Annotated in this window: 25 protein-coding genes and 1 tRNA gene; 15 read left to right on the plus strand and 11 right to left on the minus strand. The window is 60.8% G+C overall.

Annotation, left to right across the window (positions count from 1 at the left end):
* Position 1 precedes the first annotated feature (1 nt).
* Together SKZ59_RS16155 and SKZ59_RS16160 are read left to right on the plus strand one after the other, a co-directional pair.
* Positions 2–1,339, plus strand: coding sequence for a PepSY-associated TM helix domain-containing protein (locus tag SKZ59_RS16155; protein WP_319992340.1), 1,338 nt, complete (start codon positions 2–4; stop codon positions 1,337–1,339).
* Positions 1,340–1,395: 56 nt separating this feature from the next.
* A complete protein-coding gene (locus SKZ59_RS16160; protein ID WP_219330059.1) occupies positions 1,396–1,779 on the plus strand; it encodes a hypothetical protein in 384 nt (127 codons plus the stop codon).
* 6 nt (positions 1,780–1,785) lie between these two features.
* Here the strand turns inward: SKZ59_RS16160 and SKZ59_RS16165 are convergent, their stop codons facing one another.
* A complete protein-coding gene (locus SKZ59_RS16165) occupies positions 1,786–2,700 on the minus strand; it encodes a LysR family transcriptional regulator (RefSeq protein ID WP_319992341.1) in 915 nt (304 codons plus the stop codon).
* Positions 2,701–2,802: 102 nt separating this feature from the next.
* On the opposite strand from SKZ59_RS16165, the gene SKZ59_RS16170 reads away from it, so the two are divergent.
* The 4 genes from SKZ59_RS16170 (at position 2,803) to SKZ59_RS16185 (ending at position 6,569) form a co-directional block, all read left to right on the plus strand.
* Positions 2,803–3,912 carry a muconate/chloromuconate family cycloisomerase gene (locus SKZ59_RS16170; RefSeq protein ID WP_319992342.1) on the plus strand — a complete coding sequence of 370 codons (1,110 nt, stop codon included), beginning with the start codon at positions 2,803–2,805 and terminating at the stop codon, positions 3,910–3,912.
* 9 nt (positions 3,913–3,921) lie between these two features.
* Positions 3,922–4,212 carry a muconolactone Delta-isomerase gene (gene catC / locus SKZ59_RS16175; RefSeq protein ID WP_319992343.1) on the plus strand — a complete coding sequence of 97 codons (291 nt, stop codon included), beginning with the start codon at positions 3,922–3,924 and terminating at the stop codon, positions 4,210–4,212.
* 11 nt (positions 4,213–4,223) lie between these two features.
* On the plus strand, positions 4,224–5,027 hold the full coding sequence (gene pcaD, locus SKZ59_RS16180; protein ID WP_319992344.1) for a 3-oxoadipate enol-lactonase: 804 nt from the start codon (positions 4,224–4,226) through the stop codon (positions 5,025–5,027).
* 150 nt (positions 5,028–5,177) lie between these two features.
* Entirely contained in the window at positions 5,178–6,569 is a 1,392-nt protein-coding gene (locus SKZ59_RS16185) for a sodium:solute symporter family protein (protein WP_319992345.1), read from the plus strand.
* A gap of 13 nt (positions 6,570–6,582) precedes the next feature.
* Here the strand turns inward: SKZ59_RS16185 and SKZ59_RS16190 are convergent, their stop codons facing one another.
* Positions 6,583–7,977 carry a GntP family permease gene (locus SKZ59_RS16190; RefSeq protein WP_319992346.1) on the minus strand — a complete coding sequence of 465 codons (1,395 nt, stop codon included), beginning with the start codon at positions 7,975–7,977 and terminating at the stop codon, positions 6,583–6,585.
* A gap of 801 nt (positions 7,978–8,778) precedes the next feature.
* Between SKZ59_RS16190 and SKZ59_RS16195 the strand changes: the two genes are divergently transcribed.
* On the plus strand, positions 8,779–10,821 hold the full coding sequence (locus tag SKZ59_RS16195; RefSeq protein WP_319992347.1) for a hypothetical protein: 2,043 nt from the start codon (positions 8,779–8,781) through the stop codon (positions 10,819–10,821).
* 205 nt (positions 10,822–11,026) lie between these two features.
* On the opposite strand, the gene SKZ59_RS16200 is transcribed toward SKZ59_RS16195, so the two are convergent.
* Positions 11,027–11,100: transfer RNA gene (locus SKZ59_RS16200), tRNA-Pro, on the minus strand.
* Positions 11,101–11,172: 72 nt separating this feature from the next.
* Positions 11,173–13,266 carry an AsmA family protein gene (locus SKZ59_RS16205; protein ID WP_319992348.1) on the minus strand — a complete coding sequence of 698 codons (2,094 nt, stop codon included), beginning with the start codon at positions 13,264–13,266 and terminating at the stop codon, positions 11,173–11,175.
* Between the two features lie 121 nt (positions 13,267–13,387).
* Here SKZ59_RS16205 and SKZ59_RS16210 point away from each other — a divergent pair, with 121 nt between their 5' ends.
* Both SKZ59_RS16210 and arsC read left to right on the plus strand, forming a co-directional pair.
* Positions 13,388–13,741, plus strand: coding sequence for a metalloregulator ArsR/SmtB family transcription factor (locus SKZ59_RS16210; protein WP_319992349.1), 354 nt, complete (start codon positions 13,388–13,390; stop codon positions 13,739–13,741).
* Positions 13,742–13,754: 13 nt separating this feature from the next.
* Entirely contained in the window at positions 13,755–14,177 is a 423-nt protein-coding gene (gene arsC / locus SKZ59_RS16215; protein WP_219330051.1) for an arsenate reductase (glutaredoxin), read from the plus strand.
* 60 nt (positions 14,178–14,237) lie between these two features.
* On the opposite strand, the gene ispB is transcribed toward arsC, so the two are convergent.
* Entirely contained in the window at positions 14,238–15,227 is a 990-nt protein-coding gene (gene ispB, locus SKZ59_RS16220; RefSeq protein ID WP_034754644.1) for an octaprenyl diphosphate synthase, read from the minus strand.
* 304 nt (positions 15,228–15,531) lie between these two features.
* Between ispB and rplU the strand changes: the two genes are divergently transcribed.
* From rplU to proB, 5 genes are all read left to right on the plus strand, one after another.
* Positions 15,532–15,843, plus strand: a complete 312-nt coding sequence (gene rplU / locus SKZ59_RS16225; RefSeq protein ID WP_034754730.1) for a 50S ribosomal protein L21 — start codon at positions 15,532–15,534, stop codon at positions 15,841–15,843.
* 40 nt (positions 15,844–15,883) lie between these two features.
* Positions 15,884–16,156 carry a 50S ribosomal protein L27 gene (gene rpmA / locus SKZ59_RS16230; protein WP_010395157.1) on the plus strand — a complete coding sequence of 91 codons (273 nt, stop codon included), beginning with the start codon at positions 15,884–15,886 and terminating at the stop codon, positions 16,154–16,156.
* A gap of 113 nt (positions 16,157–16,269) precedes the next feature.
* On the plus strand, positions 16,270–17,379 hold the full coding sequence (gene obgE / locus SKZ59_RS16235; protein ID WP_034754647.1) for a GTPase ObgE: 1,110 nt from the start codon (positions 16,270–16,272) through the stop codon (positions 17,377–17,379).
* 12 nt (positions 17,380–17,391) lie between these two features.
* Positions 17,392–17,802, plus strand: coding sequence for a hypothetical protein (locus SKZ59_RS16240; protein WP_319992350.1), 411 nt, complete (start codon positions 17,392–17,394; stop codon positions 17,800–17,802).
* A gap of 27 nt (positions 17,803–17,829) precedes the next feature.
* Positions 17,830–18,948, plus strand: a complete 1,119-nt coding sequence (proB, locus tag SKZ59_RS16245) for a glutamate 5-kinase (RefSeq protein ID WP_319992351.1) — start codon at positions 17,830–17,832, stop codon at positions 18,946–18,948.
* 119 nt (positions 18,949–19,067) lie between these two features.
* On the opposite strand, the gene nth is transcribed toward proB, so the two are convergent.
* On the minus strand, positions 19,068–19,715 hold the full coding sequence (nth, locus tag SKZ59_RS16250) for an endonuclease III (protein WP_035825095.1): 648 nt from the start codon (positions 19,713–19,715) through the stop codon (positions 19,068–19,070).
* The gene (gene rsxB / locus SKZ59_RS16255) at positions 19,712–20,443 is read right to left on the minus strand and encodes an electron transport complex subunit RsxB (protein WP_319992352.1); all 732 of its coding nucleotides are present in this window, start codon (positions 20,441–20,443) and stop codon (positions 19,712–19,714) included. The genes nth and rsxB overlap by 4 nt, the downstream gene beginning before the upstream one ends.
* 316 nt (positions 20,444–20,759) lie before the next feature.
* On the opposite strand from rsxB, the gene SKZ59_RS16260 reads away from it, so the two are divergent.
* Entirely contained in the window at positions 20,760–21,545 is a 786-nt protein-coding gene (locus tag SKZ59_RS16260; protein WP_319992353.1) for a substrate-binding periplasmic protein, read from the plus strand.
* A gap of 85 nt (positions 21,546–21,630) precedes the next feature.
* Here the strand turns inward: SKZ59_RS16260 and SKZ59_RS16265 are convergent, their stop codons facing one another.
* The 4 genes from SKZ59_RS16265 to SKZ59_RS16280 all read right to left on the minus strand — a co-directional run bounded on the left by SKZ59_RS16265 (position 21,631) and on the right by SKZ59_RS16280 (position 25,574).
* Positions 21,631–22,851, minus strand: coding sequence for a polyhydroxyalkanoate depolymerase (locus SKZ59_RS16265; protein WP_072454276.1), 1,221 nt, complete (start codon positions 22,849–22,851; stop codon positions 21,631–21,633).
* Between the two features lie 276 nt (positions 22,852–23,127).
* Entirely contained in the window at positions 23,128–23,451 is a 324-nt protein-coding gene (gene fdxA, locus SKZ59_RS16270) for a ferredoxin FdxA (RefSeq protein ID WP_010395176.1), read from the minus strand.
* Positions 23,452–23,792: 341 nt separating this feature from the next.
* The gene (locus SKZ59_RS16275) at positions 23,793–24,080 is read right to left on the minus strand and encodes a protealysin inhibitor emfourin (protein ID WP_034754675.1); all 288 of its coding nucleotides are present in this window, start codon (positions 24,078–24,080) and stop codon (positions 23,793–23,795) included.
* Positions 24,081–24,176: 96 nt separating this feature from the next.
* Positions 24,177–25,574: a hypothetical protein gene (locus tag SKZ59_RS16280; RefSeq protein WP_219330049.1), complete on the minus strand. Its 1,398-nt coding sequence runs from the start codon at positions 25,572–25,574 to the stop codon at positions 24,177–24,179.
* Positions 25,575–25,631 lie beyond the last annotated feature (57 nt).

Here is a 25,631-nt window from a genome sequence, read left to right on the forward strand (position 1 = left end):
CATGGACGATTTTACCTTTCTCATCGCGCGCCGCAAAAGCCTGTACTGGCGCATCCACTTCTGGGCCGCGCTGATCGCCTCGCCCTTCGCGCTGGTGGCCACCCTGACGGGCATCCTGTACGTGTTCACGCCGCAGATCGAGGCAAGGCTGTACCAGCACCTCGATCATGTGGCGCCGCAAGCGTCCATGCTGCCGCTGGACGCCGCCGTGGCGGCCGCCGAACGGGCCGCGCCGCGTGGCTGGACGGTGCAGCACGTGGTGCCGCCGTTTCAGCAGGACGATGCGGTGCAAGTGGCGTTCGCGCCGCCCGGCGGCGCGCACGATGAACATGCTGGACATGGGATGCCGGTGAAGGCCAGGCCGAAGTTCGGCCTGCCTGCGCAAGCCATCGTCATGTATGTGAACCCCTATGATGCGCGCGTGCTGGGCAGCCTGGCCAGCAGCGAGCGTTTCGGCAACTGGGCAAAAAAGCTGCATTCGCGTTTGCTGCAAAACGATGGCTGGCGCTGGATGATCGAGCTGGCCGCCAGCTGGCTGATGGTGATGCTGGTGACGGGCGTGGTGCTCTGGTGGCCGCGCGGCGCCCAATCGGGTTTGCCGAAGTGGGGCGCGCGGGGCCGCAATGGCTGGCGCCAGTGGCATGCGTTTCTCGGCGTGGCGCTCGGTATCGTCAGCTTCGTGATCCTGACGACGGGGCTGACGTGGAGCCAGCAGGCAGGCGGGCGCATCCGCGCGCTGCGGGACGTCAGCGGCCAGGCGCCGCCGCCCGCGCCGCGCGGCCTGCATTCGACCGAGGCGGGTGCTCCGCTCGACTGGCAAGATGCGTGGAAGGTGGCGCGCAGCCATGCGCCGGCCATCGCCGTGCAGCTGACGGCGCCGGCCAGCCAGGACGATGTGTGGCGCGCCACGATGGCCGACCGCAGCCAGCCCACCTTGCGCTTCGACCTGCAGTTCGATGCCTACAGCGGCAAGCCTTTGTACTATGCGGGCTGGGAGGCGCAGACGGCGTTCGGCAAGGCCACCGCCATCGGCATCCCGTTTCACCGCGGCGAATTCGGCTGGTGGAACCAGGCCTTGCTGCTGGTCTTTGGCGCCAGCGTGCTGTTCTCGCTGGTATCGGGCTGGGTGATGTTTTTCAAGCGACGCTTGCCAGGCTCGCTGGGCTTGCCCAAGCTGCTGCCGGGCGCCTGGACGTCGCCTTCCATGCTGGCCTGGCTGGCGGCGGCTGCCATGTGTGCGCTGATGCCGCTGCTGCTCGTTTCCGGCGGCATGTTGCTGTTGCTCGAGCTGGGGCTGGCGAAATGCGGTGCGCGTATCGGCAGGATGCGACTGCGCTAGAATAAGGGGTGCGGCCAGGCTCGTTGCCATGGGCCGCCCCCTTGTAACGGCTGAACATGGTATTCATCGACTTTCCCGCCTTGTCCGCACTGGCCGCCGCGTCGGCGCTGGTGACCAAAAAATGCAGCTGCTGCGCCGTCCCGCTGGACGCCTGGCAGCGCCTGCCTACCTCGCTGGAGCTGGACCGCTTTGAAGAAATCGGCACCCTGCGCGAAGACCCGTACGAGGAACCGACGTTTGCCGAATACCACCCGCACGGCACGCGCTACGACAGCATCGATGCGCCCATCGCGCCGCGCTACTATCCCGCGAACCTGAGCCAGGTGGCCCGCTGCATGAACTGCGGCCGCCACTACCTGCGCTACAACGAGGCGGGCGGCTATTTCACGGAGCTGCGCATCCGCGCGCTGCGCCCGGAATTGCTGGCCGACGCCGCGTAGTCATAGCTACAGGCTTTCCTTGACGTGCACGATGCCGTGTTCATCGTAGATCGAGTACACGGCGGCGAGGATGTTTTCCAGTTCCGGCGAGCGGTCCCTATGCCGCATGCTGAATAAGATGGGCGAGAACGCATGCTTGTCGTCGAGCTTGCGGTACACGACGTTCCGGTGATGCATGGCTTGCACGCTTTCGGGCACGATGGAAATGCCCTGGCCGGCCGCCACCAGTCCCATGGAAATCTGCAGCTCGCGCACTTCCGTGACGGGGCCGGGCGTGACATTGCCTTCGCTGAACATGGCCAGCACCTGGTCGGCAAAGCTGGGGCGGGGCGCTTTCGGATACACGAGCAGGGTTTCGTGGGTCAGGTCCGTCAGGCGCAATCCGCCTTCTCCCTTGGCCAAGCGGTGGCCGGGCGGCAGGGCCACCACCAGCCGCTCCTCGCGCAGCAGAATGCGGCGGATGCTGGGGTCTTCGCTTTTCAAACGCCCGAAACCCACGTCGATGCGGCCTTCCTTCAGGGCCTTCAACTGCTGCACCGTCGTCATTTCATGCAGGGTCACGTCGACCTCGGGATGGCGCTCGCAAAAGCGGTGCACGATGTCGGGCAATTCTCCATACAGGGTCGAGGCGACGAAGCCGATCGACAGCGTGCGTTCCAGCTTGCCCACGCGCTGCGTCATCGCCTGCAGGTCGCGCACCTGGTCGAGCAGGGGGCGTGCATGGGCGAGGAAAAACTCGCCCGCTTCCGTCAGCCGCAGCGGCCGCGACCCTTTTTCGATCAGCGCCACGCCCAGGGTTTCTTCCAGCTGCTGCATCTGCCGGCTCAACGGCGGCTGCGCGATGTGCAGGCGCGCGGCGGCCCGCGTGAAGTTCCTTTCCTCCGCGACCGCAACGAAGTAGCGCAAGTGCCGTAATTCCATCTTCATACCTTTCAGGTATAGGTTTGATACCAACTCGGTGTTGGACGTGGGGAGATTCGGGGAATATCGTGTCACCACTCCACAGAATTATACGGAATAAATATGATTCAAAATATCGAGACCTACCTGGTCGATGTGCCTACCATCCGCCCGCACCGCATGTCGGTCGCCACCATGAATACGCAAACCCTGGTGCTGGTGCGGCTGCGCTGCGCCGACGGCATCACGGGCTGGGGCGAAGCGACCACCATCGGCGGCTTGGGCTACGGCGGCGAAAGCCCGGAAAGCATCAAGACGAATATCGATACCTATATCGCGCCGCTGCTGGTCGGCATGGAAGCGAGTGCAGTGGCAAAGGCCATGGCCAAGGTGCGCAAGGTCATCCAGGGCAATCGCTTTGCCAAGTGCGCGATCGAGACGGCCCTGCTGGATGCCCAGGCGCGCCGCCTGGGCGTGCCGCTGTCAGAACTGCTGGGCGGCCGCGTGCGCGATGCGCTGCCCGTGGCCTGGGTGCTGGCCAGCGGCGACACGGCGCGCGATATAGCCGAAGGGGAAAAAATGCTGGAACTGCGCCGCCACCGCATCTTCAAGCTGAAGATCGGCCTGCGCGACGTGATGGATGACGTGGCCCACGTGCTGGAGATCAAGCGGGCGCTGGGTGAACGGGCCAGCGTGCGCGTCGACGTCAACCAGGCCTGGAGCGAGACGGACGCCGTGCGCGGCATCGCCGCACTGGAAGCGGGCGGCGTCGACCTGATCGAGCAGCCCGTCAAGGCCGGCAACCGCGCCGCGCTGGCGCGCCTGAAGCAGCGCTTCGACGTGGCCATCATGGCCGACGAAGCCTTGCACGGTCCGGCCGATGCGCTGGCGCTGGCGCAGGCCGATGCGGCCGACGTGTATGCCGTAAAAATCACCCAGTCGGGCGGCTTGCTGCCCGCGCTGGAAGTGGCCACCGTGGCGCGCCTGGCGGGCGTGGGCCTGTACGGCGGCACCATGCTCGAAGGCGGCGTCGGCACGGCCGCCACGGCCCACGTCTGCTCCACGTTCGCGGAACTGGCCTGGGGCACGGAACTGTTCGGGCCTTTGCTGCTGACGCAGGAAGTCTTGCGCGAGCCGCTCGTGTACCGCGACTTCATGCTGCAGGTGCCGACAGGGCCGGGCCTGGGCGTCGAGATCGATATGGACAAGCTGCGCGTCATGCAGCGTCAATAAGGAGAAACCATGTTATTCCATGTACGCATGAACGTGAATCTGCCCTTGAGCATGCCCGCCGAGCAGGCGGCGCAACTGAAACAGACGGAAAAGGAACTGGCCCAGCGCCTGCAGCACGAGGGCAAGTGGCGCCACCTGTGGCGCATCGCTGGCCAGTACGCGAACGTCAGCGTCTTCGACGTGGACAGCGTGGACGAGCTGCATAATTTGCTGACCTCCCTGCCGCTGTTTCCCTATATGCAGATCGACGTGATGCCGCTGTGCCGCCATCCCTCGTCGGTGCGCGACGACGATTTTTGAGGAGACATGCCATGACGCAGATAGGCAATGACACTGTCGGGCAGACGTGCGACGTGGACGGTATTCGCCTGCATTACCGCACGGATGGCGAGCGCGGCAAGCCTTGCCTGGTCCTGTCGAATTCCCTCGGCACGGACCTGTCCATGTGGGATGCGCAGGCGGCCGCGCTGGCCGGTGACTTTTTTGTCGTGCGCTACGATACGCGCGGCCATGGCCGGTCGGCCAGCGGCGGCGCGTCGTTCGGCATCGACCGGCTGGGGCTGGACGTGGTGGCGCTGCTCGACCACCTCGATATCGAACGCGCCGCCTTCTGCGGCATTTCCATGGGCGGCTTGACGGGCCAGTGGCTGGGCATACACCAGCCGCGGCGCTTGACGCGCCTCGTGCTGGCGAATACGGCAGCGCGCATCGGCGGCGCCGCGCCGTGGCAGCTGCGATCGGAGCAAGTGCGCCGCGACGGTATGGCCGCGGTGGCCGATAGCGCCGCCACGCGCTGGTTCACGCCGCAGTTTATCGAACGCGAAGCGGAGACGGTGGCGCGCCTGGCCGGCATTTTGCGCAGCCAGGATGCGGACGGTTACGCCGCCTGTTGCGATGTGCTGGCCCGGACGGACTTGCACGATGGCGTGGGCACGATCGCCGTGCCGACCTTGATCATCGCGGGCGAGCACGATCCCGTGACCACCATCGACGACGGGCGCTGGCTGCAGCAGCAGATCGCGGGAGCCCGTCTGGCAAGCCTGCCCGCTTCGCATATCTCGAACATCGAGGCGGCGGACATGTTTACGGCGCAGTTGCGGACTTTTTTATTGTGAGGCTTGCTGTACCGTATCGGTACGGCGGGAATGCGGCTTTCTCTTGAGCACCGCCGCCGGCAAGACTGGCATGCGGCATGCGGCAGGGGAAGCTTTCTTGAAAAATAATAATAAGAAAAGCAGACTTGGAGTAGACGGATGGAAAACAGATTGATCATTATCGCTGCGGTCACGGTGGGCTATTTCGCCCTCATGTCGTACATTACCTATAGCGTGCGCAAGCATGCCAACAGCGCCGAGGGCATGACGGCGGGCGGGCGCAATTATCCCGCCTTCCTGATCGGCGCCTTGCTGCTGTCGGAATTCATCGGCAGTTCCGTCAGCATCGGCACGGCCCAGAAGGGCTATGAACTGGGCATTTCCGCCGCCTGGAATCTGGTGGCGCTGTCGCTGGGCTTTTTCCTGCTGGCCATCGTGCTGGTCAAAAAATACAAGGAAAGCGGGCAGTCGACGATTTCCGGCATCCTCGCGCAAACCTACGGCGAGCCCGTGCGCTATGCGGCGTCCATCCTCACCATCGTCGCGCTGAGCATCGTTGCCGTTGCCCTGTATGCGAGCGGCGGCGCCGTGCTGGCGGCGGTGCTGCACATCAACAAGACGGTCGCCATCTTGCTGGTCGGCGCCATCACCGTGATCTATGTCAGCCTGGGCGGCATGCGCTCTGTCGTGTACACGAATTTCGCCCACTCCATCGTCAAATACCTGGGCGTGATCCTGGCGCTCGCGTATGCGCTGGAAGCAACGGGCGGCATCGGCGCGCTGCAGGCGCAGTTGCCGGCCAAGATGTTCAACTGGGTCGAGATCGGCTGGGGCCAGATCATCGCCTGGATGATCGGCGGCATCGGTTCCATCTTCGCCACGCAATACGTGATCCAGGCCCTGGTCAGCACGGACAACCCGGCCGTAGCCAAGCGCGCCTGCTATTACGTGTCGTCGCTGATGATCCCGTTCGGCCTGATGGCGGCCCTGATCGGCATGTGCAGCGCCGTGCTGTACCCGGGCATGAAGTCGATCGACGCGTTTCCCACGATGATCGCCCACATGCCGGCGTTTTCCGCCAGCATCATGATCGTGGGCCTGGCCGGCGCCCTGTTTGGCGGCATTTCCGCCACCACCCTGGCATCGGCCACCCTGGCCATGAAGGATTTTTATGATCCCTGGTACAACAAGGCGAAGAACGACGCGAAATCGCTGATGTTCCTGCGCATCGCCATCGTCGTGGCCGGCCTGCTGCCGCTGGTGCTGGCGCTGTATGCGGAAAAGCTGCTGATGATTGCCTTCCTCGGCAAGGCCCTGCGCGCCACGCTCGCCGTGCTGGTGCTGATGGCCTTCTATGCGCCGAAATTCGGCACACCGCGCGGCGCCTTTGTCGGCGTGATCGTCTCGGTGATCGCCACCATCGGCTGGTTCCTGGCGGGCAATCCGTATGGCGTGGACAGTTCCTACCTGGCGCTGGCTGGTCCGTTGCTGACCATGGGCATCAGCCATTTGTTCAAGCCGGCGCATGCGTTGGCAAAGCCGACATCGTCGTCGCGGCTGTAGCTTGCCCCAACCCTCAGACCAGTCCCGTCATGTAATAGATGGCAATGACGAGGAACACGGCCACCGTCTTGATGACGGTGATGCCGAAAATGTCGCGGTAGGACTGGCGGTGCGTGAGGCCCGTGACGGCCAGCAGGGTGATCACGGCGCCATTGTGCGGCAAGGTATCCATGCCGCCGCTGGCCATGGCCACGACGCGGTGCATGACTTCGAGCGGAATGTGCGCCTGCTGCGCGGCCTGGATAAAACTGTCCGACATGGCAGCCAGCGCGATACTCATGCCACCCGAGGCCGAGCCCGTGATGCCGGCCAGGGTCGTCACGGACACGGCCGCGTTGACGAGCGGATCGGGCACGCTGCGCAAGGTGTTGCTGACGGCAAGAAAACCGGGCAGGGCCGCGATGACGCCGCCAAAACCGTATTCGGACGCCGTATTCATGGCTGCCAGCAAGGCGCCGCCCACGGCCGCCTTGGTGCCTTCGGCAAACGCGGCGCGGATGCGCCCGAAGGCCGTCGCGCAGACGAGCAAAATTCCCAGCAACAAGGCGCCTTCCACGGCCCAGATACCGGTCACTGCGCCGATCGACGTCGACACGGGCGCATGCAAGCCCGGCAGGGCCTCGGCGGTGAGCACGTAGCTATCGCCGTACCATTGGGGAATCAGTTTGGTCAGCGCAAAGTTGGCCACGCCCACCAGCACCAGAGGCGCCACCGACAGCAGCGGATGGGGCAAGCCGCCCACGCCGGCCGTGGCCTTGTCGGCCTCGGCCCCATAACCTTCGCCCGTCGCCATGACGGAACGGCGGCGCCACTCAAGAAAAGCCAGTCCCATGATCACCGTCAGTACGGCGCCGATGGTGCCCAGCCACGGCGCGGCCCAGCCGGTGGTGTTGAAGAAAGTGGTGGGGATGATGTTCTGGATCTGCGGCGTGCCCGGTAACGTATCCATGGTGAAGGAAAACGCGCCCAGGGCAATGGCCCCCGGCATCAGCCGCTTGGGGATATTGCTCTGGCGGTACAGCTCGGCCGCAAACGGATAAACGGCAAACACCACGACGAACAGCGACACGCCGCCGTACGTCAGCGCTGCGCACACGGCAACGATGACGGCATTCGCGCGAGAGCTGCCGATATAGCGAATGGCCGCCACGACGATGGACTGGGAAAAACCGGACAGCTCAATTAGTTTACCGAACACGGCGCCGAGCAAAAAGACGGGGAAATACAGCTTGATAAAGCCCACCATCTTTTCCATGAAGATGCCGCTGAAGACGGCCGGCACGGCCGACGGATCGGTCAGCAGCACGGCACCGAGCGCAGCGACGGGCGCAAACAGGATCACGCTGTAGCCGCGGTAGGCGGCCAGCATGAGGAAGGCCAGTGCGGCCAGAACTATCAGGAAAGACATCGGTCAGGCCCTTGCGCGAGAAGTGGTCAAGATATTAATAATGCAGTTAATATCATACTTCCCGGCAAGCCGCCAACGCGCAGGTCAAGGTGCAGGCAGTTCAAGCCGGCGCGCGAGGGAAAAGGCTGGTCGGGGTGAGAGGATTCGAACCTCCGGCCTCTGCGTCCCGAATAATGGGCGCTTATTTCGAGAGTCAGTACCTATACGGTTTTTGGTTTATTTTTTTGGAAAGTATTATACTTAGTACTGCATTGCAGAAAAATGGAAAAACGAAGAAAATCATGTGCGCAGTGTATTTTTATTGCCCATTTGGTTTTTTTAGTGAGATTTGTAAACCAACTGGCTCTTAATCACTGCGCACGACCATCTGGAGCTACTGCACTTCGGCGAACACGTGGAATTGCCACGACCCGACCATCGCGACCCTCACGTGATGTTGTGCCCTTTGGAGCGAATACGAAGCGCCTGTCGCTTCCCTCGCGGGAAGTCTTAGCGTGTTGTACGATTGCTAGAACACTCCTGGCCTTACCTTGTCTCGATGTTCCGCCAAGCGGTATGGCGATTAGACGACCATCGCGGCCTTCACGTGACGTGCGCTAGTCTGGAATTTTTGCCTTCCTGCCATCTCGACCAGTTCGAAGGTGCGCAGTCATCTTAGATGTTTCGGACGGGTTTTGTCTGGAAATTACAGAAGGCTGATCAATAACCTTGCTGCTTCACTTAGCTAAGGTAACATGTTGCGCTCCCCCCACGCGGGAACTATGCTGCGTGTCCTTATTTCTCCTTAGAAAGGTCTACCTCATGAGGCTGAACTTTGTTGAAACGCTCAGGCAGGAGCGTAATTCTTTACCCAATCCGACCGGCTACGGCTTCGACCGAGATGTTTGGCACCAAGCTTATCTGGCGCAACGTGATGGTAGCCCCACAGATCATCACGTCTATCTACTAGGACTAGTGCTCGCTCATCAGACTGAGCGTGTACATGGGAGTGTTGATCATCTTGCATCAAACCTTCACTTTCGGACACTCGATGAACTGCCCCAATTTTTCTCCACGCGGATCAACGAAGTTCAGCTCAGGGTATTCAACAGTTTTAAAAAGGCGCTGGAAGGGGTGGAGGTAATTTCCAGGGAACGAATGAATGAAATGCGGTGCTTTACCGATGCAGCAGGTAACTCTCACTCTTTGCAGGTGCCCTTGGAAGCAATTGTAGACGCCATCGGTAGTGCATTGAAATTGCTAGGGCGTACTGGTGGGCTGGGAAAGTTGGAGACCGAACAGCAAGAAGGTATTGCCCTCGACGATGCACTGAACCGGCTTATGGCCCTCGCCCAGCACAGTTTGTCGATCCAGAGGGTCTGGAACTCGGTGGTTTGGTGGGGAGCGGCTGTTGCGGTCGCGCCGGATGGCCAAAGCTATTTTGTCGATGAGTCTGGCAGAGATTTGGTAACGCGCGGTACAGTTGATCTTGCGCGGCGTCCAGCCCTGATGGCAAGAGCAATCGAAAGCTTCCGAGGCGCGAATCCGGATATTCCCGACAACAATGTTCTAGTACCATACGTACAACTGTATGACGGTCGTTTAACCGTGCGAGCTCTGCCTGCTTTTCTGGTGCCTGAAGACGAGCGTAAGTTATTGCTGGAAGCGCGTCGCTCGCACGGCATACTGCAAGATGCCACGCTCGGAAATTTTGTCCAAGAGATTCATCCTCAAGTGGGACTGCATATCAGCGAGATCATGGTCATTTGGGGGGAGTTGGCGACGATAGCAGGGCAGCTTCATGCGTTGGCACAGCCGCTAGATATGGTCAAGGATAAGAGCAACCTATCGACAATAGTCGTAAGTCGCTTTCCGCGAGATGAAATAATCGGGGCAATTAAAGGGTGTGTGGTGCTATCTTCAGATAAGGTAAAGCAGTGTATTGACTTCCTCTGCTTTACTCCTTCCAAAGGCGCTACGTTGTGGGACAAGCCGTTGCTGTCAGCAGGGGATGATGTGATGTTGCTTTGGTGGCCACTGCAAGGAGCGCATCATGCGCGTTTGTTGGGCGCCTGGGCCAAAAGTCATAAAAAACTTGCTATTGCCTTTGATAGCAAAGGGCCCACTAACGAAGCGATATTGGCAGAGGCGATACGTAGCGCGATCAGAAAAAGTTCGTATCAGAGTCACATGCGTTTCGTAGGAGCAGCCTTACACCCGCGTCACAAGTCGGACGAAGATATCGATTTACTGATCGTAATCGATGATACGGCGTTTGTTATCGAAACAGCTTCCATTCCCTCACCAGCTGAGGCGTACGAATTTTATGAGACCGAAATACGGTTAGATAAAAAAGCTGGGCAATGTCGTAAACAATGTGCCGCGCTAAAGCACGATCTAAACCAAATTTCCGAATGGGCTAGTGATGATGGTCTGCGCGGAAAAGTAACTAGGGTCTTTGGTCTAGTTATCACTAATTCTTACTTGCGCGATGGTATGTACAGCGACGATATTTGCTACTGCCACTGGGATACGCTAATTAATGTTATTTCTGGCGGAATGTATTTTGGACTGACGCACGGAATTGAAGAGTTCACTTTGAAGGCCCCGATCCAAATAGGTCCGCATGGCTCCGTGGCGGATGGTGTAATTGCCGCTCTACGCAAGTCACCCAAGGCAGAGTTTTTTTCACGATGTGTAGTCCCGGTCGAATATCGGGTGAAGGGATTCGACGACACGGACGTTGAAGGTTACTATCGCGCATTGGAAATGGACTTTCCTCCTCAGGAAATGCTCGAAAAACGCTTGCGGGAGTGCAGTTTTGCGGCAACTCTGGAGGAGGTAGACAATCCGGAGTTTGACTGACTCAGGCTCTTTCACAGCCTAAAGTTACTTGGAGCAAGTAGTGGCAACTTGCTAGTGACATTGCCGGCACGCTGCTTTAGTGTCGGTCAAACCGACAACGATGGGAAAACGTCGGGCATGAAATGATATTTTGCATGCTAACGCTTCGGCTGCAGTCGAACTCGGCCATCAGCTCCCTCGAGGAGGTACCTAAAAAGAATTTTAGTCGGGGTGAGAGGATTCGAACCTCCGGCCTCTGCGTCCCGAACGCAGCGCTCTACCAGGCTGAGCCACACCCCGCTTTTCTTTATTACAGCAGATGGCGGGGCGGGTTTCAAGCGGCTGTATCAAGGCTGTTTGCTGCAAGCCTGCTTATTTCTTTTCCTGCTGGGCCTTCTTGATTTCCGCTTCGCTCACTTTTTTCGCTGGCGCATTCGTCGCGGGCGAAGTCGGGGCCTTGCGGGTGGCGTTCGCTTGCGCCATGACGGCGGCGCAGTCCGTGTCGGGGGCTTTGTCGACGTTGACCAGCGGCAGCAGGGCGGCCAGCGGCGTGACGACGGTGGCCAGAGCCACGGCGGCGCCCGCTTTCAGGGCCAGCGGGCCTTTTTGCGGGCCCACGTCCGGGTTCTTGAACGTGCCTTTGGCGTACAGCGGCGTGCGCAGGGTGATGATGCGGGCGCCCTTGGTACGCGGGCGCACGTCGAGGTCCAGGGTTTCGGTGGCCAGGTTGACGTTGCCCGTGACATTCACGACGGCCGTGTCCGTATCGAGCACGAAGCGGCGCACGTCGGCCTGGCCATTCGTGACGGCGAAGTCGCTGGCCAGGCAGTTCAGGTGGACTTGCTTGTCGCCAAAGATTTTCACGAAGACGGCGTTGGCCAGGTTCAGGCCCGCCAGTTCCAGCATGAACTGGCTGACGGAGCCTTCGCTGACGGTGGCTGCCAGCTCGCCATTCGCGCTGGCCAGCATGGCCGAGACGGAATTGCCGTGGCCCGTCAGCGCCGCGTCGCCATACACTTCACCGAAGCTCGCTTGCATCGATTGCAGCTTGGGGAACAGCTCGCGTATCTTGAGGTGGCGCGCCGCCACCTTGGCTTGCGCGGCAATGGTCTTTTGACGGCCGTCGAGCGTGATGTTCGAGGTGATGTTGCCGCCGGCCATGCCGAAATTGAGCGGCGTCAAACTCAGCACCTTGTCTTTCATGCGGATGTTGGCGACGATATCGTTGAGCGGGATATCGTGCGTGCGTACCAGTTTCTTGCCCGTGAACTTCACATCGGCGTCGAGCGCATCCCATTTGGCCGTATTGAACTGTTCCACTGGCAAGGCTTTATTCCCGGGTTGCACGGGCGCCTTGCCGCGCGCCTGTTTGCGCGCATTGCTGTCGGCACCGATGGTGGGGCCCAGGTCTTCCAGGCGCAGCTGCTGCGACGCCACTTCGCCGCGCAGCAGGGGCCGGGGCTGGCGTGGCAGATATTGCAGGGTGCCGGCCAGGTCGCTCTCGCCCACCGTGCCTTTGAAATTCTGGTAGGTCCAGTTCCAGCTGGCACCGTCCTTCTTGCCCAGCAGGCGACCCTTGGTCGCGTAGTCCGGCGTTTCCGGCAGCAGCACGCCCGTCAGCGGGTACAGGTCCGCCATGCTGGCGCCAGCGAGGCTCAGCTGCAAATCGATGCCGGACAGCGAGCGCGGGTCCGTCAGCGTGCCATCGATGCTGGCCTTGTTCTTGCCCAGCACGGCATGCGCCTGTACGGGATACACGGTGTTGTTGTCGGTCAATGACAGCACGGCGCCCGCCTTGCCGCCGCCTGTCACGGGCGCCTTGCGGTAGCTGCCGCCCAGGGTGAATGCGATGCCGTATTTCTGTACGGGCGCGCTGCCTGGCGCATCGCCGGGCGTGGCGTCGGGCGCCGTCGAGCTGACCTTGGCGTGCACGTCGAGGGCGATACCTTCGTCCAGATAGCGGATGACGCCGTCACCGAAGGCCATGCGCTGGATTTCCACGTCCCATGCCGAAGGACCGTTGTCTTTCAAGGTCCAGCTGTTGCTGCCATCGGCGCGCCGCTGCAGGGCAATATTGGGCGCCTGGAGCGCCAGGTCCGTCAGCACCACGCGATGCTGCAACAGGGGCAAGGGATGGATGGCCACGTCGATACGTTTCGCGCTGGCCAGTTGCGGGCCGGCCGTCGCCCAGTCCGGGTTGCTCATGCGCACGTCCTGCGCGCTGATGACGGGGCGCGGCACATAGCGGCGCCAGCCCGGCTCCGTCTTCAGCCCCTGCTGCCATTTCACCTGCAGGTCGCCGCCGATGACGAAGCTGCGGCCCGTGCTTTCCGACACCTTTTCGTTGATGTAGGGGCGGGCGCGGTTCCAGTCGAAGGTCAGCACGAAGATGACGACGATGGTGATCAGGGCGAGCAGGGCGGCCAGGCTCCAGCCGAGGATTTTGAGCGGGGTTGAGCGTGTCATGAGGATGCCAATCGCAGTGATTTTTTCATCAAGGTAGACCGATAGGCCATAACAGTCGGTGCGCTGGGTTACGTAAGACACCTCGCTTGAAATGATTCAATAATTCGACTATTATTGAAATATGGAAAATGAAAACTCAATCGCGGCGCAAGCCGAGCCACTGACGAGCACGGCCGCCATCGCGGCCCTGGCCGCGCTGGCGCAGGAATCGCGGCTGGCCGTGTTCCGCCTGCTGGTGCAAGCGGGGCCGGAAGGCATGGCCGCGACGAAAATCGCCGAAGCGCTGGCGATCGCGCCATCGTCGCTGTCGTTTCACCTGAAAGAACTGGCGCATGCCAATCTGGTGACGGCGAGCAAGGCGGGCCGCTCCATCATCTACGCCGCCAACTATGCGGGCATGAACGGCTTGCTGGCCTTTTTGACCGAGAACTGCTGTGCTGGCGCGCCTTGCTGCGTCAACGAACCCACTAACTGAAGGACATCACGACATGACGATCACGATTTATCACAACACGGCGTGCGGCACGTCGCGCAATACCCTGGCCCTGATCCGCAACACGGGCGTCGAGCCCGTCATCATCGATTACGTCAAGCATCCGCCGACGCGCGAGGAGCTGGTCGACCTGATCAAGCGCGCGGGCCTGTCCGTGCGCGCCGTCATGCGCGACAAGGGCGCCCTGTACGACGAGCTGGGCCTGGCCAATCCCGAGCTGAGCGATGCTGCCCTGCTGGACGCCATGCAAGCCCATCCTATTTTGATCAACCGTCCCATCGTCGTCACGGAACTGGGCGTGCGCCTGTGCCGGCCGTCGGAAAAGGTGCTGGAGATCCTGCCGCTGCCGCAGCAAGGGGCGTTTGCCAAGGAAGATGGCCAGGCCGTGGTCGGCGCCGATGGCAAGCCGGTGAAATAGGCGGGCATGAAAAAAACGGCGCCATTGGCGCCGTTTTGTATTATGGAGAGTAAAACGCGATCAGTGATTGCGGTCCACGGCAAACGAGCACAGTTGCAGCATCGATTGCTTGTAGACGCTGTCCGGCCAGCCAGCGATGGCGTCGGCGGCGCGCTGGCCGGCGATTTCCGCCTGCTTGCGCGTGTAGTCGAGGGCGCCACTGCTGGTGATGGCCGTCAGGACGGTGTCGAAATGCTGTTCGTCGCCTTGCTCGATGCAGCTGCGCACCAGTTCGCGCTGTTCCGGCGTACCGTTTTCCATCAGCCAGATCAGCGGCATGGTCGGTTTGCCTTCGCGCAAGTCGTCACCCACGTTCTTGCCGATTTCGGCGGCGTCGCCTGCATAGTCGAGCACGTCGTCGATCAGCTGGAACGCCGTACCCAGCGAGCGGCCGTATTCGGCTGCCGCTTCGATATCGTCTTCGCTGGCACCGGCGATCAGGGCGCCCAGTTGCGCCGACGCTTCGAACAGCTTGGCCGTCTTCGAGCGGATGACGTTCAAATAGCTTTCTTGCGTCACGTCCGGATCGTGCATGTTCAGCAATTGCAGCACTTCGCCTTCGGCGATCACGTTGGTGGCGTCCGAGAGGATTTGCATGACGCGCATATTATTGAGCGACACCATCAGCTGGAACGAGCGCGAGTGCAGGAAGTCGCCCACCAGCACCGACGCGGCATTGCCGAACAGGGCATTGGCCGTCTGGCGTCCGCGGCGCATCGACGATTCGTCGACGACGTCATCGTGCAGCAGGGTGGCCGTGTGGATGAATTCGACCACGGCGGCCAGTTCATGGTGCGCCGTGCCGCGATAGGCGTGGGCATTGGCCACCAGCAAAATCAGCACGGGACGGATGCGTTTGCCGCCTGCGCTGATGATGTATTCAGCGATCTGGTTGATCAGAATCACATCGGAGTGCAACTTTTGGCGGATCACCGTATTGACTGCATCCATATCGGCGGCAATCGTTTGCACGATGGTGTTTTGGTTAACGTGTTTGTTAGCGTCAGACAAGGCGAACCTGCATTAGATTGTGGGTGCCGCGATTATACGACAAGGCTTGCGCGTGCGTGACGTTTGCCTATGACTGTAGGGCAATTGATTGATCTTGTTGGCACTGGCGCGCGTTTTGCTGTCCGCCTGGCGCAAGCCTGACATGACGGCCGGGTTGTCGACATACCACGATCATCGGCCTTTGTGAATAGTTTTTGACGCAATTTCTCAGTCCGTGTATAATCGCTGGTTCCCCCTGTTGTGTACGGCTTGCTTTGCACGGCAATGGGACAAATTCTTTCAACATTTGATGAGGTTTCAAATCATGTACGCGGTCATAAAAACCGGTGGCAAACAATACAAAGTTGTCGCTGGCGAAAAACTTAAAGTAGAACAGATACCGGCAGACATTGGTTCCGAAATCACCATCGATCAAGTTCTCGCAGTAGGCGCGGGCGACAGCATCAAGTTTGGTGCTCCATTGGTCGAAGGTGCAACGGTACTGGTTACGGTTGTGGCGCATGGTCGCCATGATAAGGTCAAAATTTTCAAGATGCGTCGTCGTAAGCACTACCAAAAGCATCAAGGCCATCGCCAGAATTTTACCGAAATCCAAATCGTTTCGATCAACGGCTAATCGCCGCTGTTTGAATTAATCAGCTATCAAGGAGTCTTAAATGGCACATAAAAAAGGCGGCGGCACAACGCGAAACGGCCGTGATTCAGAATCAAAACGTCTGGGCGTTAAAGTCTACGGCGGCCAAGCTATCAATGCTGGCGGCATCATCATTCGTCAACGCGGCACCCCAGTGCGCGCCGGCGAAGGCGTAGGCATGGGCAAGGACCACACGTTGTTCGCGCTGATCGCGGGCAAAGTGAAGTTCGTTGTCAAAGGTGCTGGCTCGAAGCAATTCGTGACCGTTGTACCTAACGCAGCAGTACCAGCGTAATTCATCGCGGAGCGCCAGTTCGCTCCGCAATGATCGCATGATGTAAGGCGCAAGCCTTCAATCGAAAGGCTCTGCCCAAGGTAGAGCCTTTTTAGTTTTATGGCGGCAAAATTATGAAGTTTATCGACGAAGCAAAAATCGAAGTCATCGCGGGCGATGGCGGCAACGGCTGCGCCTCTTTCTGCCGTGAAAAATTCCGGCCTTTCGGCGGTCCCGATGGCGGCGATGGCGGCAAGGGCGGCACCATTTGGGCAGTCGCCGACCGCAATATCAACACGCTCGTCGATTTCCGCTTCTCCAAAATGCACAAGGCTCGCAATGGCGAGCCTGGCCGTGGCGCAGATTGCTATGGCAAGGGCGCCGATGACATCCACCTGCGCATGCCGGTCGGCACCTTGATCATCGACAACGCGAGCGGCGAAATCCTGGCTGACCTGACCGAGCACGGCCAGACCGAAATGCTGGCCAAGGGCGGCGAAGGCGGCTGGGGCAATATCCACTTCAAGTCCTCGACCAACCGCGCACCACGCCAAAAAGGCGAGGGCAAGGAAGGCGAACGCCGCGAACTGCGCCTGGAATTGAAAGTGCTGGCTGACGTTGGCCTGCTGGGCATGCCGAACGCCGGCAAGTCGACCTTCATTTCGGCCGTCTCGAACGCGCGTCCGAAAATTGCCGATTACCCATTTACCACCCTGCACCCGAACTTGGGCGTGGTGCGCGTGTCGCACGAGAAGAGCTTTGTGATCGCCGATATTCCCGGCTTGATCGAAGGCGCTTCCGAAGGCGCCGGCCTGGGCCATCAATTCCTGCGTCACTTGCAGCGCACGGGTCTGCTGTTGCACATCGTCGACCTGGCGCCGTTTGAAACCAACGTCGATCCTGTCAAGGAAGCCAAGGCGCTGGTCAAGGAATTGAAGAAGTACGACGAGTCGCTGGTCGACAAGCCGCGCTGGCTGGTGTTGAACAAGCTCGACATGGTGCCGGAAGAAGAGCGCAAGAAGATCGTCAAGGACTTCCTCAAGCGTTTCGCCTGGAAAGGTCCCGTCTTCGAGATCTCCGCGCTGAACCATCAAGGTTGTCCGGAACTGGTGAATGCGATTTACCAGCATCTGGAAGAGAAGAAACACAGCGAAAGCCGTGCCGAAGAAACGCAGATGACCGAAGAAGCACGCGGTATCTCGTCGATCGACCCGGATGATCCGCGTTTCAAGATCCTCGACTAAGGCTTTATCCTGATGTCGGTACAAACGGTCGCTGCCGCGTCCGCGCGCAAGCAAGCGTGGCAGCGCCGTGTATTGCATCTGATCGCGTATGCTTACGGGCTGAGCGCGGTCGCCTGTCTGCTGTTCGCCGATGCAATGGCGGCCGGCATGGGCATCTTCCTCAATGGCGTCAATGGCTACAGCCAGTTCTACGCTACTCATGTCGGTGTCTGGGGCGCTACCGCGCTCCTGGCGCTGTTCGCGGCACGGCAGGGCGAACCGCCTGTCCTCGGCGATATCACTGCAATGTTGGTCCTGGCGCAGCCCGCCGGCCGTCTGTTCGCGGCCATCAGCTTCGGCTTGCCCCAGGGTTTTGTGTTGTTCATGTGCGCAATGGAGCTGACGGCGGGACTGGTCTTGCTGCTGCTGCGTCCTGCGCGCTGACGTCTATTAAGTGAAGAGCGCCGCCCCATGGATTCCGTGATTCAAAAAGCTACCCGCATCATCATCAAAGTCGGCTCCTCGCTGGTCACCAACGATGGCCGCGGGCTCGACCATGCCGCCATCGCGCGCTGGGCCGCGCAGATTTCCGGCTTGCGCGCCCTGGGCAAGGAAGTCGTGCTCGTGAGCTCCGGCGCGATCGCCGAAGGCATGCTACGCCTCGGTTTCGAGCAGCGCCCCACCGATATCCACGAATTGCAGGCGTGCGCCGCCGTTGGCCAGATGGGCCTGGCGCAAATCTATGAAAGCAGCTTCCGCGCCCACAGCCTCGGTACGGCGCAAGTGCTGCTCACGCATGCCGACCTGGCCGACCGCGAACGCTACCTCAATGCCCGCTCCACCCTGACGACCTTGCTGCGCCTGGGCGTGGTGCCGATCATTAATGAAAACGACACGGTCGTCACCGATGAAATCAAGTTCGGCGACAACGACACCCTGGGCGCCCTGGTCGCCAACCTGATCGAAGCCGATGCGCTCGTCATCCTGACGGACCAGCACGGCTTGTTCTCGGCCGATCCGCGCAAGGACCCGAACGCCTACCTGATCACGCAAGGCATCGCCGGCGACCCGGCCCTGGAAGCGATGGCCGGCGGCGCCGGCAGCAGCCTGGGACGCGGCGGCATGCTGACGAAAATCCTCGCCGCCAAGCGCGCCGCCAAGTCCGGCGCCCATACGATCATCGCCTGGGGCCGCGACAGCGACGTGCTCAGCCGTCTCGCCCAGGGCGAAGCGATCGGCACGGAGCTGCGGGCGCAAACGGGGCAATTGACGGCGCGCAAGCAGTGGATGGCCGATCATCTGCATACGGCTGGCGCCGTCGTGCTCGATGCGGGCGCCGTGCAAAAGCTGCGTCAGGAAGGCAAATCATTGTTGCCGATCGGCGTGACGGGCGTGAACGGCGAGTTCGGCCGCGGCGCCGTCATCACCTGCGTCGACGCGGACGGCGTGCCCGTGGCGCGCGGCCTGTCGAACTACACGAGCGGCGAAGCGCGCCGCATCATGCGCAAGCCGTCCACCGAGATCGAGTCCATCCTCGGCTACATGGAAGGCCATGAGCTGATTCACCGCGATAATATGGTCTTGCTGTAGGTCGGATTAGCGGAGCGTAATCCGACAACATTGTTGCCGCGTCCTGTCGGATTACGCGCTGCGCGCTAATCCGACCTACGACGTAATCACAGCGGCCCATTCGGGCCGTTTTTTTTTGACTACACCACAGCCGGCATCGGCGACTTGTCCTTGTAATCGCACAGGTCGGCGATCATGCAGTTCCAGCATTGCGGCTTGCGCGCCGTACACGTGTAGCGGCCGTGCAGGATGAGCCAATGGTGGGCGTCGTGCAGGAATTCTTTTGGTACGAACTTCAATAGCTTTTGCTCGACGATATCGACATTCTTGCCCGGCGCGATGCCGGTGCGGTTCGAGACGCGGAAGATGTGCGTGTCGACGGCCATCGTCGGTTCGCCAAACGCCGTGTTCATGACCACATTGGCCGTCTTGCGGCCCACGCCGGGCAAGGCTTCCAGCGAGGCGCGGTCGCGCGGCACTTCGCCGCCGTGCTGCTCGAGCAGGATCTGGCAGGTGGCGATGACGTTCTTCGCCTTGGTGCGGAACAGGCCGATGGTGCGGATGTAGCTGGCCAGCTCGTCAACGCCCAGCGCCAGTATCTTGGCCGGCGTATTGGCGACCGGATACAGCAAACGGGTCGCCTTGTTGACGGACACGTCCGTTGCTTGCGCCGACAGCAGCACGGCGATCAGCAACTCGAACGGCGTCGTGTATTCGAGTTCCGTTTTCGGGGATGGATTGGCGGCGCGGAAGCGCGTAAAGATTTCCAGGCGTTTGGCGGCGTTCATGCGTCTTTTTTCGGCGTGTTGGGGGCTGGCGGGGCGGTGTCCGTGCTGGCGGCAGCGGCCTTGGCGCGCGCGCGCTCCATGGCGGCGGCGATGATGGCGCGCTTGCGCTCCTTTTCTGCTTGTTCATCTGGCGTGACGGGCACTTCCTGTGTCACTTCCTGCATCTTGGCGACGGCCTTGGCGGCCAGGCGCGCGTCGTTGGCCTCGGCTTCGCGGCGCAGGCGCTGCGTGCGGAAATCGTGGCGCGCGCGCGCGTCATCGGCCTCTGCCTGGCTCCAGGCATCCCAGCCCGTGGCGTCGCCGCTGACCGGGTACATGACGATGCAGTCGACGGGGCAGGGTGCCACGCACAGGTCGCAGCCCGTGCATAGGTCCGTGACCACCGTATGCATCTGCTTGGCGGCGCCGACGATGGCGTCCACGGGACAGGCCTGGATGCACAGGGTACAGCCGATACACAGCGATTCGTCGATATAGGCGACAGATCGCGGACGTTCGAGGCCGTTGACGGGATTGAGCGGGATGACTTTTTTGCCCAGCAAACCGGCCAGGCGCGCGATGCCTTGCGCGCCGCCCGGTGGGCACTGGTTGATGTCGGCGCTGCCGGCGGCTATCGCTTCCGCATACGGGCGGCAGCCGTTGTAGCCGCATTTGGTGCATTGCGTTTGCGGCAGCAAGTCTTCGATCTGGTCGGCAAGTGAGGGAGAGGCGGGATGCGGCACGGTCATCTTCGATACGGTAAAACGCCATTATCGGCCATCCGGGGCGCGCACAAGTAAAAACCTGTTTCGCAAGAGGGGATAAGGTGTGTCATGGCGGGCTGTTGCAGGCGCGCCGCAATCGTATTTTATTTCCCTTGGGAATGTCAAAGTGCAAATAAACAACTTTGCAATTTCTTTTTTTTGTGGGAGCATGATTTTATCAAGTTAGTTATCAAAAGCCGACCGCCAGTCCTGTTGCCGCGCCTGCATTGCAATGCGCGCCAGGCCATAGGAGCCAAACATGCGTTTCCTCCGGACAGTTGGTTTGCCCTTCTGTTTGCTCATGCACTCTACACTTGCCCTTGCGTACGGGCAGGCGGCCTCGCCCATGGCGGCGCCGGGCGCTGCCAGCTCGCGCATCGTCCGCTTCGCGGCGGAAGACTGGCCGCCCTTCATTACCCGCAGCCTGCCTGCCGACGGCATGTCGGGCGCCATGGTCAGCGCCGTCTTCGAGCGCCTCGGCTATGCAGTCAAGTATGAATATTTCCCCTGGAAGCGCGCCATGCAGTTTGGCCTGGCCAGCCCCCGCTACGCCGGGCTGCTGGCCGTCTGGCGCACGCCGGAACGGGAAAAGCTCTGCCACTTTTCTGTGCCGGTTGGCAATACGCAGGGCGTGCTGGCCTATTTGAAGGAAGATGGCGCGCCCGGCGCCACACTGGCCGATCTGGGCAAGCTGCGCATCGGCACCGTGGCCGGTTATGCGAATGGGGAGCAGTTCGATGGCATGGTGGCGCGCGGCGAACTGAAGACGGAAGAGGGCTTGAACGACGCGACGAATCTGAAGAAGCTGTTGATCAAGCGTTACCGCGTGATCGTCATCGAGCGCCATGTCCTGCAGCACTTGCTGATGGGGCGCAACTTCAGCAAGGCCGAACGGGAACGCATCGCCATCATCGATACCGTCTTCAAGGAGCGCCCCGTCTACGTGTGCTTCCAGCGCGATGCCGAAGGTGCTGCGCGGCAAAAGCGCTTCAACGAGGCGGCGCGCGATATCGACACGGCCCGGCTGGAACGCGATTACTGGAAGCGGCTCGATCAGAGCCTGGCCACGGCCCCATCCTCCCCTTGACGTGTGGCGCCGCTGTTGTACGTGCCTAAAAGAAAACGCCACGCCAGTGTGAACTGGCGTGGCGTTTTGATGGAGATGCCGTGTATCAGCCGTGTTTCTGAATGAATTCGCCGATTTTCGGGCAAATGATTTCGCGCCAGCGGCGGCCCGAGAAGATGCCGTAGTGGCCGCATTTCGGCGCCACGAAGTCTTGTTGCATCTCGGCAGGAATGCCGGAGCATAAATCATGCGCCGCCTGCGTCTGGCCGGCGCCGGAAATGTCGTCCAGTTCGCCTTCTACCGTGAACAGCGCCACGTTCGTGATGTCTTGCGGACGCACCAGCTGGCCGCCCACTTTCCACGTGCCCATCGGCAGGCTGAATTCCTGGAAAACCGTTTTAATCGTTTCCAGGTAGTACTCGGCCGGCATGTCCAGCACGGCGTTGTACTCGTTGTAGAACTGGCGATGGCCTTCCGCCGGCTCATCGTCGCCCGTCACCAGGTGCATGTAGAACTCGCGGTGGCTTTGCGCGTGGCGGCCCGGGTTCATGGCGATGAAACCGGCGTGCTGCAGGAAGCCCGGATACACCTTGCGGCCAAAGCCCGGGTAGTTCGGCGGCACCGCGTAGATCACGGTGTTTTCAAACCACGAGAATTTCTTTTCCGTCGCCAGGTTGTTCACTTGCGTGGGCGAGCGGCGCGGATCGATCGGGCCGCCCATCATCGTCATGGTTTTCGGCATGTGCGGATCTTTTGCCGTCGCCATCAGCGAGATGGCTGCCAGCACGGGCACGGTCGGTTGACAGACGGAAATCACGTGCAAGTCAGGCGCCAGCAGGCGGATGAATTCCTGCACATAATAAATGTAGTCGTCCAGGTGGAACGGGCCTTCCGTCAGCGGTACCATGCGCGCGTCCGTCCAGTCGGTGATGTAGACATCGTGCTCGGCCAGCAAGCCGCGCACGGTGTCGCGCAGCAGGGTCGAGTGGTGACCGGACAGGGGGGCAACCAGCAAAACTTTGGGCTGTTGCAAGCCAGTGGTTTCTTTTTTGAAGTGAATCAGGCGGCAAAACGGTTTTGTCACGACAACGTGTTCGCGGATGTCGACGCTCTCGCCTTGGACGAGAACGGATTGGATATCGAATTGCGGTTTTTCGTAGTCTTTGCCAAGGCGGTACATCAGCTCGTAGCCGGCTGCGATGCGTTGCGAAAACGGAGTGTGGGCCAGTGGAGAAACCGGGTTGGTAAATAACTTGGAGGACATGTCTGCCCATTGCATCACCGGAGTGAGGAAAGAGCGTTGCAGTTCGTGCAGTTGGTAAAGCATATAGAGTCCTTGTTTGATTCCAAGCGCCAATATCGGCTCAAATATCATAATCCAATTTTACGATATTTGTTGAGGACAAAATGTGCTTTACCGCGCATAGATCCACAGTTTGCGCATAGTTGTGACAGCGCGCCACACTTGCATGGATAGACCTGCAACCATGCTTTAAAAGCAAAAAAAGCAGCGTTTCCGCTGCTTTTTGTCTGTTTTTTTGCCGCTACGCCCCTGCGGGGAAGAGCCTTCCCCGCAAGAATTGCCGCCGCAGCTGCCGTGCGCTTAGCGCACCAGCATGTCGAGCTTGTCCTTGACGTCCTTGTATTGCTCGGCTTCCGGCAAGGCAGCCTTCGTCTTGGTGATCGAAGGCCAGTTACGCGCCAGATCGACGTTGATCTTGATGAAGGCTTGCTGGTCGCCCGGCACGTCTTCTTCCGCGAAAATCGCGTTCACCGGGCACTCTGCCACGCAGACGGCGCAGTCAATACATTCGTCCGGATCGATTGCCAGGAAGTTTGGGCCTTCCCGGAAACAATCTACCGGGCAGACATCGACGCAGTCGGTATAGCGACAGGCGATGCAGGATTCGGTGACAACGTGGGTCATAACAGTCCTATCAATTTGGGGGAGGTGCTGTAGCGCCTGCAGGAACCTCGGCGGCGCGTACTAAAGCAAAGCATTGTATTTTAAGGCAATTCGCTATTTCTCACAAATCCCGCTTATATACAATACATATAAGCAAATTCATTTTTTGGCAGTGGCGTTGCCGCGCAGAGCGGGCAATTCAGCGACTATCCGGGACGTTGCGATGAAGAACGCGGCAAGAAAGCGACAGTCGCCCGATGCGGCAGGGTGCAGGGCGGGCGGCGCGCTGGCTTGCCGTGTGGTGTTTTTGTTTTACCCAAATCAAGATCGGTAAAAATAAGTGCCAAATCGTGCCGAAACTATCAGGCGCTGGCGCGTATTTGCGTCAGCAATTGCTGCCAACGTGCATTTTCAGCACTGCCATCCTCGGCAAACGTGATGGTGCGCCGCGCGTTGGGCGCGTCGACGGTGATCTGCCAGTGGGGAATATCGGCGCCCACCTGTTCGCCCGCCGCCTGCGCGTGCGTGAAAAAGCCGCTGCTGGCCAGTGCCGCTTCCAGCCCGGGGCCAGCCGGATGGGCTTGCGTATCGATCTCGTACTGTTCACTCAGGCCGGCAAAGCCGCCGCTGCTGCGGGCTGAAATTTTCATGCTGCTCCTTGCTGTTGGGGTGGTGGTGGGACGCGCCACGGCCTGCCGCTGTTCCGGCAGGCCTGGATAGGGCGCGCTGGTGCGCTGCAGTGCTGTCTATTTGGGGCCGTAACTGCGGCACCAGGCGGCCAGCGCTTCGCGCTCCGCTTCGAGCAATTGATCCGACTCGCTGTATTCCGCATGGTTCATGGTACCGCAGCAGGCGCGCCTGTCTTGCACGGCGTCATCTTCGTCGACGACAGCGGGGGCAAATGTCATTTGCCCATCCTCCGTCATGGCATTGGCCTTGAGCACTTCGCGCACGGTAAAGCTGTTGCGGATGAAGTCCAGGTAGGCGCTGTTGCCATCGGTCTCGGCGATCGTCAGCATGTGGCCGGCCACGTCGGCATAGGTGGCGGCCTGGTCGGGCGATGCCACGAGGGCGCGCAGGACGAGGCTGCGCAGGTAGTCGCCGCAGCGGTGCAGCACGGCCGCGTCGTCTTCCAGCTGTGGCTGGCGTTCGTGGGCAAAGATGTCGGCCAGGATGTCGTAGATGGCGCCCGTAAACACTTGCGAGATGGCGTGCACTTCCGTGCCTGCCTCCGACAACTTGATGTCGTTGTCGGCATTGCGCAAGCCGTTCGGCCGGCCCAGGGCCAGGCCGAACTGCTCGGCCAGGTCAGCCAGAAACGTTTTATCGTGCAGGTCGGATTTCGTTTGCGCAATGACCGCTTCCACCTGGTCCAGCTGCGACAGGGCCAGGAAGATGGCGGTCAGGTCGCCGAACGATTCGTGCAAGCCGCCCGTCTGCGGCGGGTTGTTGCTGAGCAGCCAGTTGGGCTTGAGGCCATCGAGCACGGCGTGCCCTGTTTCATGCGAGACGATGTCGAGCGAGCGGCAGGTGTAGACGCGCTCGGTGGCGCCGCTGGGAATGAAATCGCCGAACTTGAGCGCCTTGTCGCTGCGGCTGTAATAGGCATTCATGACATTGGGCAAGCCGTGCGGGAACACGCGCAGCGGTGCCGTGTTGCTGGCGCTATTCCATTGCCAGGGCAGGGGCGGCGCCGTGTCGTTGCTGGCCAGCGCGCGCTGGTACATGGTCAATGTCATGCGCACGATGGCAAACGTGTGCACGGCATCGAACTGGTCGGTGTTGGGCGAAACGATGAAGTCGCCGAAGGCATTCGGACTGACCTGCGCGATGCCCGGTTCGCCGAACGTGACGCGCGCGTCGCGCGGGCCTTGCAGGATCAGACCGGGCAGGAAGGTCTTGCGCGTGCCCAGTTCGCTGACGGACGGGTCTTGCTTCCAGATCAGCACGCGCGAACCGACGGGCACGGCGGCCGCGTTGCGCACCGTGGCCTCGGTCAGGCGGGGCGGCCCCGGCTGCAGAGTCAGTTGCGCATTCTTGCGGTGCTGGCGGTACGGCGCCGAGGGGGTGGGGACATAGCCGACAGGCAGGGACACGCATTTGGTCAGTACGGCTTCGACCGGCACGATGACTTTCTGGTCCATGGTAGCTCTCCAAGACACGCGCAGCTGGAACTGGAATAGTCGTCCCGCTTCGGCGTA

The sequence above is a fragment of the Janthinobacterium sp. GMG2 genome (assembly GCF_033949445.1).
GTDB classification, from domain to species: Bacteria; Pseudomonadota; Gammaproteobacteria; order Burkholderiales; family Burkholderiaceae_D; genus Janthinobacterium; species Janthinobacterium aestuarii.